Source organism: Bacillus sp. LSHTCR4 (genome assembly GCF_057197025.1).
Genome location: NZ_JBXUNO010000004.1, coordinates 291,025 through 304,456, shown reverse-complemented (window position 1 = coordinate 304,456; position 13,432 = coordinate 291,025). Strand labels below are relative to the sequence as shown.

9 protein-coding genes and 1 pseudogene are annotated in these 13,432 nt (G+C 32.5%); 1 reads left to right on the top strand and 9 read right to left on the bottom strand.

From position 1 onward, the window contains the following. Nucleotides 1–414: 414 nt before the first annotated feature. The 6 genes and pseudogenes from AC2CGR_RS23605 to AC2CGR_RS23580 all read right to left on the bottom strand — a co-directional run bounded on the left by AC2CGR_RS23605 (nt 415) and on the right by AC2CGR_RS23580 (nt 6,917). Entirely contained in the window at nt 415–2,400 is a 1,986-nt protein-coding gene (locus AC2CGR_RS23605) for a bifunctional metallophosphatase/5'-nucleotidase (protein WP_277484270.1), read from the bottom strand. Between the two features lie 239 nt (nt 2,401–2,639). After that, nucleotides 2,640–3,140, bottom strand: a pseudogene (locus tag AC2CGR_RS23600) (Rpn family recombination-promoting nuclease/putative transposase); the annotation flags it as partial. Nucleotides 3,141–3,386: 246 nt separating this feature from the next. Beyond that, nucleotides 3,387–5,024 (bottom strand): peptide ABC transporter substrate-binding protein, encoded by a 1,638-nt coding sequence (locus tag AC2CGR_RS23595; RefSeq protein WP_277484269.1) that lies wholly within the window; start codon nt 5,022–5,024, stop codon nt 3,387–3,389. Nucleotides 5,025–5,286: 262 nt separating this feature from the next. Next, on the bottom strand, nt 5,287–5,481 hold the full coding sequence (locus AC2CGR_RS23590; protein ID WP_001198561.1) for a DUF4177 domain-containing protein: 195 nt from the start codon (nt 5,479–5,481) through the stop codon (nt 5,287–5,289). Between the two features lie 448 nt (nt 5,482–5,929). Further along, a complete protein-coding gene (locus AC2CGR_RS23585; protein ID WP_277484268.1) occupies nt 5,930–6,157 on the bottom strand; it encodes a hypothetical protein in 228 nt (75 codons plus the stop codon). A 160-nt stretch (nt 6,158–6,317) separates the two neighbouring features. Beyond that, nucleotides 6,318–6,917, bottom strand: a complete 600-nt coding sequence (locus AC2CGR_RS23580; RefSeq protein ID WP_429788644.1) for a hypothetical protein — start codon at nt 6,915–6,917, stop codon at nt 6,318–6,320. Between the two features lie 800 nt (nt 6,918–7,717). On the opposite strand from AC2CGR_RS23580, the gene AC2CGR_RS23575 reads away from it, so the two are divergent. After that, nucleotides 7,718–8,014: a hypothetical protein gene (locus AC2CGR_RS23575; RefSeq protein ID WP_252211489.1), complete on the top strand. Its 297-nt coding sequence runs from the start codon at nt 7,718–7,720 to the stop codon at nt 8,012–8,014. 660 nt (nt 8,015–8,674) lie between these two features. Here the strand turns inward: AC2CGR_RS23575 and AC2CGR_RS23570 are convergent. From AC2CGR_RS23570 to AC2CGR_RS23560, 3 genes are all read right to left on the bottom strand, one after another. Beyond that, nucleotides 8,675–9,127, bottom strand: coding sequence for a JAB domain-containing protein (locus AC2CGR_RS23570; RefSeq protein ID WP_098149727.1), 453 nt, complete (start codon nt 9,125–9,127; stop codon nt 8,675–8,677). A 420-nt stretch (nt 9,128–9,547) separates the two neighbouring features. Further along, entirely contained in the window at nt 9,548–10,765 is a 1,218-nt protein-coding gene (locus AC2CGR_RS23565; protein ID WP_484481270.1) for an McrC family protein, read from the bottom strand. Further along, a complete protein-coding gene (locus AC2CGR_RS23560) occupies nt 10,758–13,334 on the bottom strand; it encodes an McrB family protein (RefSeq protein ID WP_484481269.1) in 2,577 nt (858 codons plus the stop codon). The genes AC2CGR_RS23565 and AC2CGR_RS23560 overlap by 8 nt, the downstream gene beginning before the upstream one ends. Nucleotides 13,335–13,432 lie beyond the last annotated feature (98 nt).

The following is a 13,432-nucleotide window of genomic DNA, read 5'->3' as shown; positions in this document are numbered from 1 at the left end:
GATTTTCTTCACATAAAAAAGAGCATCCTATCGCCATGTATAGGAGTGCTCTTTTTTGCGTATATATTTAACGTATTCCCCGAAAGAATTCTCCTTCCCCAAGCGTGTGAAGGACGTAGCCCAACGATAGGTGGGAGATGAATTTCAGTTTGGCATAGCCAAAAACTTTTGATAAATTAGCTATATGAAGTTCTTTGATAACTTGATATAGAAGGTTGCAGGAAGAAAATAGAGTGCGAAAACCAAGCCATTCGGTTCCTGCGTAAAATATCAATCGTACCAAAAGAGCATCCATGCGTTGGACTAGGGGTGGAACACCCCGAAGTAACGCTCAGGGAGACGAAAGGTTACTTTCGTCGTGGAACTGAGAAGCTCCCACTTCAAGCTTTGCTAAGTGGCGAGTAGTTCACACTTCTAGTTATAACTTTTTTGCACCAGAGTCATGTTTCTTATATTTTTTACAATTCTACTAAGTTTTTTGTAAAATTCACCTTTCGTTTTTATATGCTTAAACTGATTTGGATTAATATTTGCTTTTTGTGAGAGTGCTACAATCTCTTCTTTTGTAATTGAATCTTTAGTATTTATAGAGGCTATATTTGTATATTTTCCATCTTCAGTTTTTGGAATTTCTAAAATCCCTTTATTTACAAGATCCACTACAGCCTTATGCTCTGAAGAATGTGTATTCACGCCAGTAATTTTCCAATTATGCATTACTTTTGGTGTGTATACACCATTCTTTACCTCTTTTAAATATGTAATAGCAAGGTTACGAATGGTTCCACCAGTTTCCCCGAATGCATTCTCTTGTTTAGATGACCAAATTTGTTCAAACTTACGCCCCTCTAAAGCTCCACCTTTTGCCTGAAGAGCCTCCATTCTATATGCATTCATTCCCAGCGTCATAACATCGTTCGTTTTGATTGGTTTATTTGTACGAATAGAACGTAAATTTGTAATTCTACTTCCATATGGTTTTGTTAAGTCAATTTCGTATTTTACGCCTCCAAAGAAATCATTCGTACTGTATTTAGAAGCACGGCGGGTTTTATCAAAGCTAACTGTTACATCTCCGGCACGAGAAGAGTTAAAGTACCCTGCCGCCCATTCCATATAGTCTTTTAAGTCTTTCCCAGTTACCTTATATACTGTAATTTCTCCCAAAGCATATTGATAATTATACGCAATATCTTTTTTCTTAATAGGACCTACATCCAAACGGGCATTATCGTTATCAATTTGATGGGCGACTACATCTGCTTTGCTGTAGTAGAGCATGACCTCATGAAAGAAATCTGATAAAGGTGTCTCTTGAATCTGCACACTTGGAATACCCTTTATTTCATTTTCAGGAACAAGGTTTCTACCCTTTAATTGAGCGACTACAACATTTGCATCACCCCTCGCATACTCGTGAAAAGGTGTCAGTGTGTCTTCAAGTGTAGGATCAGATACTACTGTTGTTCCATCAGTATTTTTTACAGGTATAGCGGTAGCAGTTTTATCTTTTAGAACCAACTTTCCATCTTGCTTTGTAAAAGTAAGGTCAATACGCGAGATATGTGTTCCATATTTATCTGGTTCTGTAATAATAACGCCATTTACAACTTCTTTTTTAACAAGTTTATGCATATGAGCTGCAAAAATAGCACTTAGTTCCGGACAAGCATTCGCAATATCTTGAACACCAGTACCAGAGATTCCATTCTCATTTTCTAGTCCCATATGCATAACCCCTACCATTACATCTACTTTACCTTCTAACTCTTTAATGGCCTTCTTTGTCTCTTCTACTGGATTTTTCACCACTAAACCATCCAAATGATCTGTCCCTTTTTCAAAATCACTAATCATTGGTGTATTCATACCAATAATCCCGACTTTAATTCCACCTTTTTCAACAATTGTATATGCAGGAAGAAAACGCTCTCCATTTTCCTTATAAATATTTCCTGCTAATGTCTTTCCTTTATATTGCTCACTAACTTTTTTCAATGTATCTAATCCAAAGTTAAATTCATGATTTCCAAATGCCCAAGCATCATATCCCATGGCATTCATCGCTACCATCATTGGCGATTGTGGCTGATCATTGAATAACTCTACTGAATTTCCTTGAATTGTATCCCCAGCATCTACTAATATGGTATTTGGATTTTCCTGACGTACTTTCTTTATAACCGTATAGAGTTGCGTTAAACTTCCACTCGTATTTGCACCATCAAGCGCATAATCCCAAGGCATAAATCTACCATGAATATCTGCAGTACCTAACAGTGTAATATTAACATCAGATTCCTCAGCTTTTGAGATAGATGGTTTGACCGTTACTGCTGTTCCAAGAAGTATAAGAATAACAAAATAACATAAATAGTTCTTCCATTTCATTTTTTGCATAATAACAATATTTCTCCCCTTTTGTACTATCATATAGTTGCTTGAACTTTAAAAATGTAACTTATTATTCGGAAAACTTCAACTAAAAAGAGTAATTTTGCGGGTTATTCTGCATGAAAAACAAAAAATGATATAGAAAAAGCACTTCCGAATTGTTCAGCAATGCTTTTCTATTAAACGTACTATAACAATGAGTGTCTATTTTCTTTTATTCATGAGTACTATAGGTTCATATATGTTCACTTTAATTTCAAGATACGTTCTATTTCCTCTACACTCAACTTACTTACTTTTGCAATAGTTTCAAGCGGTATACCAATTTCATGCATGCCTCGGATTATTTGCATCTTACCTTGTTCAATGCCTTTTTCTATGCCCTCTTGTTCTGCATGTGCTAACTTAGCTTATTCATCTAAAAGCAATTTCTCTCGAGCTTCATATGCTGTTCGGAAAGAAGAATCATAGCTCATATTTTCCCATTTATTAATTGCCTTTTGTAAAATTGGACCTTGATTCATCGCAATCTCCTCCGATGTTTGAGTTAAATGTTCATCTTCATGTGCTGGTAATAATAACATCTAACGAACAAATGTATTTTCCCAAGGGTTTAGTTTTTCTTCACACCATTGTTTTACTAATTTCGGTATCTCTACAAAATGGATTTCAATATCGTCGCTTAATAGTTGTTGCATTTTTGTATTCCATAATTGTCAGACGGTATGAAATGCATCATCCTGAGAAATTGAACCATCCCCACTTTCACTTCGTTTATTTTAATAATTAGAGCATTAAATCACAATTTGGGTTATTTTGATTTCTTGTTTTCTATTTGTAACAAACAAAAACTCATTATTAATTTTGTTTCTATTGAACAATTAAAAAATTTACATATTATAATCTGAAATATAATACGACTTTTTATGGAAAGTAAAAAAGAGTTGAATACTTTTTTATCAAGTACTCAACTCTTTTCAATTTTAAACTTTTTATTTTTGAATCAAATATGCATTTTTGTAAGTATAAGCACCACCAAATTGATGCTTTTCAATTCCTTTTACATAATCCTTTTGCAGATATGCTTTACCAGTATGATAAAGGGGAGCAATAGCAGCATCTTCTAACAACACTCTCTCGGCTTCTCGTAAATAATCCCATCTCTTCTGTTGATCTAATACAGCTTCATTTTTAGCTTTATTTATAAAATCGTCATAACTCGAATTTGAATACTTCATTTTATTATTTGGATTATCTGTCGTAAATAATTCTAAAAAACTAATTGGATCTTTATAATCAGGTGCCCAACCTACCATAGAGATTTCATACTGCCCTGTTTGTTCCAGCTGCAATTTTTGTTTAAATGGCTGTTGCTTAATCTGTATTGTTAAACCCTGTAAATGTTTTTCAAGTTCTCCTTTTATATACTCTGCTATAATTCTTTCATTATCTTGCTCAAATGCTAGAAGCTCAAGTGTGACACTCTCTATACCAAGTTCTTTTTTTGCATCTGCCCAAGTTTGTTTAGCCTTTTGTAAATCATACAATACAAGAGAGCCATTTTCCTTTCGAAAATCTTTTTGAGTTGCTTCATTCGTATATCCTGCTGGTATAAGACCTTCTGCAGGGGTTGCTCCAGTACTGCCAAAATGATTTACTATCTCTTCTTTATTTATTGCTAAAGAAATAGATTGTCTGATTTTTTTATTTGCTAATGTAGTGTTTTTTTCATTAAAACGTAACATAGCTATTCCAGCTTCTTTTTTCATATGTAATTCTTTGTTGTCTTTGTATTGCTCAAAATGTTTTGCAGTAATTGGAGCACGATCAATACTACCCGATTCATATAAATTTATTGCCGTCATCGTATCTTTTACAATATTAAAATCTATTGCCTCTAGCTTTACTTGTTTCTTATCCCAATATCTATTATTCTTCTTCAATTGAAATTCTTGTCCATGATTCCACTTTTCTAACACAAATGGCCCATTATATATAAGATTCTCCGGTTCCAAACCGTAGCTACTTCCTTTTTCTTTTACAAACGATTCATGCTGAGGTAAATAAACAGGTAGTGCTAATAATTGCAATAAATATGGAACAGGCTGTTCCAATTCCACTTCTAGCGTATAATCATCTATTGCTTTTACTCCTAACTGATCAGCAGCAACTATACCTTTATTTATTTCTTTGGCATTTTTTATATAAAATAACATGTATGCATATTGAGATGCTGTTTCAGGATTTAATGTTCGTTTCCAAGCAAAAGAAAAATCATGTGCAGTTACCATTTCACCATTTGACCATTTAGCATCTTTTCTCAAATGAAATGTATATTTTTTCCCATCCTTACTTTTCTCAAATGATTTCGCTACACCAGGAATAGGATTATCTTGTTTATCCAGTACATATAATCCTTCAAATATATTTTGCATAATATGTGATGACGTACCATCCATAGCTTTTGCCGTATCTAAAGATGGGATTTCTTCCGGTATCGTTAAGTTTAATACCTGTTTTTGGCTTTCAGCTTCAGCTTTATTAGTTTTATTAGTATTATTACCACAAGCTGAAAAAATTAAGGAAGTGATAATTGTAGATACTAGTAAACTAATCTTTTTCTTTTTCATAGATTTTCTCCCCGAATCCAATAAATTTTATAATTAGATATACATTACCCTGAAATATTATACCAAATTATCGAAATTTAGGTAAATACTTTTTCATTTTAAATTGAGTGAGCTTAGCAGATCAAGACGGCTATGTTAATCCTTTTCCTGTTTCTTTATAAATATTAATCTATAAATATCTCTCTTCATACGTTCAAGAAAAGTTTTTTGTCAGGAAACAAAAAAACGCCTTGAATATATCCAAGACGTTATGCTAATATTATTATTTGATTTGGCGTTTAAATATCGCCTGTAAACCATTTTGAATACTACCGCCACTGCCTAAGCCAATAATTGAAATAAGTTCCCAACCATCAATCCCTAACTTATTAAACTCGCCTTCTAAATCTAACCCCTTAGCACCAAAAAAACTTTTAAATGTACCATCAATTTTAAGTGTTTTATACTCCCATTGCATAGACAACTCTCCTAAACTAAAATAGTAAGTATGTAGATATATATACTATTAATAATACCACGTATACCTTTGTTCATCCATTTATCATCAAAATTCTCTCCCCCACAAGAATGGTCAGTTCAATTCTCTATTTCTAATTTTTCTCTTATAATTCTCTCTTTTACGGTTAATATCTATTGTCTGAGCTACTAGCCAGATTAATGATATATGTTTTTCTACATTCATCGTATTGAAGTCGGGTTTTCTAGTGATAGAATCCCTTAATTTTTTCTCTTTTCTTCAATTGAAAAAGTTGTTTTTCTATAAAATAATTTAGCAAAATATAGATATCTTTTAAGAAGTAAGTCTAATATAGACCAACCAAATATTATAAAGAAAATGTTTCATTACATAAAAAAGCTCTATTGCTAGAGCGCTCAAAAATAATATCAGTAAATGAATTAAAAAGTTACCTGTTACTCTTTATTTTATATATACTTTTCTTTAACTTAGGCTTTTTATGTAACCTTACTTTGGTTCCATTAATATCAAAATCCAACTTTTCTTCTTCTAAAGCCTCCATTTTCTGCTTATGTTCTTTTTCTATTCTATCTTTTTCTTCTTTTCTCTTAGTCGCTTTAGGACCAATTACGAATAGAATTAAGAAAATACTAACCATTACAATGAACGTAGTCACTAATACTCATCCTCCCTTATCAAAACCTCATACACCAAAAGCTTTTTAACTTATTAGGTTTAAATTAGAAACCTAAAGGAGAATAAGTACTAGTATATATAGAAGGAATAAATATAGATGTTACCTTCACTATTCCTCTACCTCCTTAAATAAACCAAATTTATAAATGGCGCAGTAAGGCCGGTACTAATAATGTCATTACAAATATAAAAATGGAACTATATCTCAAACTTGAACTCCATTTTCCATATTTGGGATGTTCAAATTTCTTATAAAGCATACCTAATGCTAAAGATATCAAAAACATTAATACAGCTGTTCCTAAAATTATAGAGGTAATTAAGCCCACCATATTACTCATAAAGGTTTGAAAATCAAAAGAACGTGTTGTCAACATTAACACTGGTAGAATCCTTATTAATAGTATGAGAATGAATGAACCTACTCCAAAATATATAGATCTTTTTTTCCACTTTATATGTTTAAACCACAAAGAAGCCCCAAAAACTAATAATGATATTAAAATTACTACAGAAAGAATAAGGTAAATAACATCAAAAAATGCAGGCACACTCGCATGGACCGCACCATCTATTTTATCTCCCCCATCTTTTATTACATCGCTGCCGCCATTAAACAAAGAGCCAAACCAGTCTGTAATCCAATCAGTCATCCAGGAAATATCGAATGGTAGATCTTCATTTTTTGTTTGCGCAGGAGCAGCTGAGTTATATACCTCCAAATTATTCTCCCCCTTAATTGAAATTAAGTCCTTTACTTTAAGTATATAAACTTACCTAACCAAAACTAAGAAAATATCAAATCCTATCTTATTTTATTAGATTGAAATTCTCCTTCTTCAAATGTATGCAGAACGATAGCCCGACGGTAACAGTAAAAAGGATTTTCCTTTCTGCGCATAAATAGAAAAACGAGCACCCTATCACTATAAATAGGAGTGCTCGTTTTTCTATCCCTTCCATAGTACATCCATATGTTGTATTGAGATATCTCCTTCTAAATTGTCACTGATGCCTCTTTCAAGTCCTAATGCACACCTTAAAAAGAGCACTTTTTAACAGTGCTCTTTTCACTTTACATGTCACTCACTCTACGATGAAGTAAGATCTTAACTTATGAATAATTTATTGAACCCCTGCTAATAATATAAATAAATTGGTAACAGCCAATCTGTATCCATAATGAACCTCTAATTTTCTTGAATTCTCCCTAAGGCAAGGCGGCTATTTTTTATAACCGCCTTTCTTGTATGAATTATAAATAAATGCACATACTATTAACGGAAGGTTTGAATCATTGTCATTGAAAATGTTCAGCACTTCCGCTCCTTAAGAGAACAGTCCACGCAACTGTTCTCTTTCCTATTTCCTTTTTCCACACATATAATATGACAAGCATTATTAACTCCGTTACAATCAATAACATTGCAACATTCTCAACATTTCCCCAACAAATTCTCAATATTTTTCATGGACAACAGCACACTTTCTCAACAGTTTTAATATCTTAATATTAGATACTGAAAGGAGGTGTTGAAAAATGACTTGGTTCATTATTTTAGGATTTATGCTTATTTTAATAATAAGCGGTTTTCATGCACATAGTATTCATATCATTTTCAAAATAGGTTCAGATACAAAAGCTGTGCCAAGTTGGTCTTTCTTTAATAAAATAAACTTCCAAACATTAAAAGAATTAATAAAAAGACTAAATAAGGATAAACTTAAACTCCTTACAATAGGAGAACTTGTTATTCCTTTAAGTTTCTTTAATAAATTATTTAGTAAAACATTAATTTTTCTATTCCTATTCTTTTACTCTCAATACTTAAACTAACGTAATATGAGTCCGGTATTGTACTGGACTCATTCCTTTTAACTGTACTTTTATTTTTTGCAATTGTAATGACCTCTATAATTATCTAATACTATCTTAATATGTTCTATACTTTCGAATTTTGTCAGATACATTACTTTTGCTTTGTCTTGTTCTGTAATTCCATCTCTTTTTGAACGAAGACCTTTAATTTTTTTTAGTAATCGATTTCCATACGTAAACATTCATTTTCATCTTGTATTTCACAGTTTATTCTCAAGTGCCATTAAGCGCAAGTTTACGTTAAAGATATTATTTGCATAATAACGGGTTTGTAAAAAAAGTAGCTGCACTTTTGTGCAGCTACTTTTTTATAAACTGTTACTGAGTAATAGATGTTTTGAACAACCATAAATAACATCTTTCATACTTTAACTTCTAGGACTTTATCAGCATATCTTGTTGTTGGACTTAATATATTGGAATCCATCTTATACTAACTACAGCATGCTTTACTATTAATAATACTACTCTACCCATTTCCACCACTCAAATATAATGAATACATTTATAACTCACCCTTACAAATATAAAAATAAGAAGATCCATACGAATAAACGTTTTAGAATCTTCCTATTCCTCCATATACCCCCTTAAAAATAGTTGGCTTATTGCTTTGTATTAGATAATCCCCTTTTTCATTAAACTTACATAGCTGTTATCTCCAATAATGACATGATCCAAAAGAGGTATACCAATAATTTTTCCACACTCCTTTAATCTCTTAGTTACTTCAACATCTTCATGAGACTCCATACTATGTCCTGATGGATGGTTGTGAAAACATACGATTGAAGATGCATTGTTTAATATTGCTGTGCGGAAGGTTTCCCTTGGATGGACTAACGATGAATCAACAGTACCTTCGAACACAATACTACATCCAATAATTTCATTCTTTGTATTTAAGTTAAATACACCAAAAATTTCATTTGGCCTTGATTCTATATCAAATATAATCTGCGCAAAGCGTACAGCATCCGCTGGACAAGTGATTTTCTTTTTCTCAATATCATAAATACGATTACTGTCTTTTACCAACTTTACAGATTGAACCATAATTTTCTTACCCATGTCCTTCTCCTTTCGAAATAAAAAAGACGAGACTGCTACTCTCATCTTTTTTCACCTTCTTTTGTATTTTGAAATCCAAAATTCTTATTTCCCCACTACAATTCTTAATAATTTAAGATAATTTATCACATCCTTGTTAGTTGATTACTTATCCTATTCCCACAACGCAAAAAACCTTCCAGGAATACATTCGTATTACAAATTAGCGTATATGCGTTATACACTTCCTTGTAATGAATCGTAAACCCGAAAGGTTTGTGGTTATTTAGGAATGATTAAAAAGGAAAAATTTTCTTGAACTTATTATATAATAAGTTCATTTCTATTTCAATTAAAACAAACTGAATATTCATTCTTTTATAAAGAGATTTGATTTCTAAAATAAAAGACACCCAAATTCAATTGAGTGTCTTTACAAAATTATTTAACTTGTTTTTGTAGAATTTCTTTTAATTCTCGCACAGTCTCGGAAAATTCATCAATTCTTATCGTGCACATTTCGATAGTTTTTTCAGTATCAATAACTTCCCACACAGGATGAACAGCTTCTATCTCCTGTTTTGGGTACAGCAATATACACCTTTGAACTTCCTTATAAGCAGTTACATACGCATACATTTGATAAATGTCACTCTGAACATAACTACTTCTTCCATTATTTGTTGCACTTTTCCACTTTGTATCCATGATTATCACATTATCAATCACAAAATCTGGTTTTAATAAAATGTTCTGGCGTCCACTCTTCTTGTTACGTAATAGCCTCTTCTCTGCATGTTGACTGATTATTTTATTATTACCAATAGCCTCTTGTAGTGCTACTTCAATATATTTCTCAAACAACATATTCATTTGAAATAAGAAAGAGAACGATGATGCTCCTCGCCCTTTACTATAAATCGTTGCTCGCTCAACAATTAGCTTAGCAAATAAAGCAGCTTGACGAAAACGTTCATTCTGTCGGTTAAATGTAATGCTTTTTATTTCCTTCTCTGTAAAATGTACTACATCCACAGGTTCTAAGTAGCCTAAACAGCGCTCAAGATAAAGTTTTAAAGTATGTATTTTTGTATGCTTTTTTACAATGAGCAATGCACATTTAAATAGCTGGTTCAAAGAGTTATTTTCCGTATATTCATCAAATGCACAATATGCTTTTGTTTTTTGAAATACATTCTTATAAATGTGTTTACTAAGCTCGAGTTTGCCACGCAGTGTATTTAAATTTTCTTCATGACGTTCGTATGTTTTATAAGTCCCTTTTCTGAGTTCATTCAGCAAACGGGTAAGAAATGTAGCAAGAAATGCCGTAAGCAGTTCTCCCCTATCCTCACCATTTAGTACTTCCTCATAAAATGAAACCGGCAAAAAGCCTGTAATTGAAAGCATTCCTAGCAATGCCTTTCGATCGTCAATAGGTGTGATTTTTATTTTGGGTATAATTTCATACCGCACATCAGAACATTGTATGACGCCAACATAATTAATAAACCGAAGTCGTTTATACTTTTGATCAATCACCTGTTCATTTGGATATTTCTCTTCAATATATCGTATAAGCTCATCAAATTGTTCTACTGTAACGTCACTTTCTGTAATCCAGTCATACGCCTCACGCACTATAATTGTCTTATTCATAAATTGCGATTAGCTCTTGCGCTGTTAATTTTCGTTTTACTCGGTACAGTGCAGGAATATAAATAGATGGCTTTTGTTTAAACAGTTTATTTACATTAACTTCTTCTTTATAAACAATGTATTGATCTTCCTTTGAACTCCCTATTCCACCCAAAACAAGACCGATCTTTTCCCAATCATCATAAAAATACTCTTGTAATAGTGGAATGATTTTCGTTTGAAAAATAGCTATAACTTCATTATCAGTTTTCGCGTTGATAAAATACGCATGCCCAATCATATGATCGCGATCATACAGCACTTCAATCCGCTTATTAATAACAGAAAGCATTTCAGCAAGATCAATTTCATCACCAATCGATTCAAGAAGATCCGTATTTGGCATGATTTCTTCAAACACAAAGCGACGGCGTAACGCTGTATCAAGCAGTGCAATTGAACGGTCGGCTGTATTCATCGTCCCTATTACATATAAATTGGGTGGTAACGTAAACTTCTCTTTTGAATAAGGTAGTTCAACAATCAATTCATTACTTTGTGTTAAGCGCTTATCCTCTTCTAGTAACGTTAACAGCTCACCAAAAATCTTAGAGATATTGCCTCGGTTCATTTCATCAATAATTACAACATGTTTTTTCGCATTCGAATAATCAAACGAACTGTTTTCCAACAATGCCTTTTGAATAATTGCCTTTTTCTCTTCTACTTCAACTTCAATTTTTTCTTCGTCTTCTACTGTATCTTCCATTTTTTCTAATATCCAATTTAGTACAGACCAATATCTTGTCTGATTACACCCACCAATCGCCTCACGAACAAACATAATATTATTCTTCCAATCAATATCATGCTCCTGAATATAACGATAAAGGCTTAGTAAACGATTCTTTGAAACTATTGAACTAGTTTTTACATCTTCACTCGTTACAACAATATTATTTTGCTCTGAAATGTATGAAATGAAATTTTTCGTTCCTGTTTTTGATTCAAATTGAATATTATTCTTCAAACCATTTTCAACCAAGTAATCATAAAGTTGCTCAAAACGAACTTCATTCGAAAATTCCTGGCTTGTACTTTGAATTCCTTCATACATCGCTTCAAGTGCCGCTTTTTTCAAAATACCATCCGTTGGCACAAAGTTCCCTTTCCCATCAGATTTCAATCCTTCTATAAAATCTTCATATCCATAGGACTGATGGAACGTTACGAGATGAATGTTCCCTTCTTTAGTTAAACGTGAAAACTCTTGTTGCAATGCTTCTCGTCCATCTGCCTTCAGTTCCTCATATGTTCTTTTATCGATTAATTCAAGAGCACGTTCAACAATTTGATATGTTTTCCCTGTTCCAGGTGGACCAAAAAATACATAGTTTCTTGGATCTGTATCTAATACTTCACTAGTTTCTTGGGGCGTATTGCTAATTTCCTTTCCCTGCATAAATACTAAGTTAATTACATTCTTATTTTTCACTTCATTTAATGTACTACGATATCCTCCGTAACCTATGAACTCTCTCTCCTCAGTATTAATCCACTCTACTGGAAGGAGATGCCCGTACTCTTCAGAGAATTCATAACCATCGATAGTATCTTTGGTAATTTTTCCAACAGCGCTAACCCGTAACACTGATCTTGTCTTCCCATCAACCTTTCGAGTAAAAGATGTTTTTAAAGCAACAAGGTCTCCTTCTTTCATTTTTAAAAATTGCTTTAATGCTTTTTGTCCTGCTGATGTTTCTTCCTTCTCATCTATGATCTCTTCAATATTCTCTTCTTCTAAAAGAGATGATAAATCCTCTTGTAAAAATCCTATTGCTATGCAGTTGTTTTTCAATAAATAATCTTGGATAGAGCGATCTTTCCCATAGGTATGTCCAGCTAGCCAATAGTTTGTATTCTTATCAAGAGATTTATCTCGCTCAGAAAATGTATCCCAGATAAATCTTGAGATTTTTTCATTAGACCAATCTAAAAAAACATATTGTTTCTTAATAGAATGCAACACTGCATGATTCAAAGCAATTGCATTCTGAGGAGTAAGCAATTCATCTTTTATCTGTAATTCCTTTCCTAACTCAATCAAAATTGGTGGTGAATAAATATTAAAAAATCTCTCTGGAACATAAATATTTAAAATTTTTAGCAGTACCATATTATAAATTGGCAAATTCAATGTAACAATTTCAGAAATGCGGTCTTCCTTTGCAAGTTGAATTGCTTCACAAATCCCCTCTTTTAGAGCTCTAAATTCTTCCTGCAACTGCTCACCTTTTAATACCAATTTTTGTTTACCGTATCCTTTACAGTACTCACCAGTTTTAGCACGATAAATTCCGAATTTAGCAGCATTTGCTCCACCAATACCACCTAGGATATTTTTCTGCTCAAGCCAGTAATTAAAACAATCTTTAGTTTTAGTATTTGCATATTCTTCTATATTTAGATTTCTTAAGGATTCTAATGGGAAACGTTTTACGAATTCTTGACGTCCTGATTCTTTTTCAGCAAGCAATGAAATATCGGGTTCATAATGAGTAGCTTTTTGGGTCACTATTTGAAGCTTCATCTTGGAAATTACCCCCATTTAATTTTATAGATTAATTATAGAATATGAAGACAAAAGAAGGAAGTAATTGGGTACAGATTAATAAACCTTGTGGATTA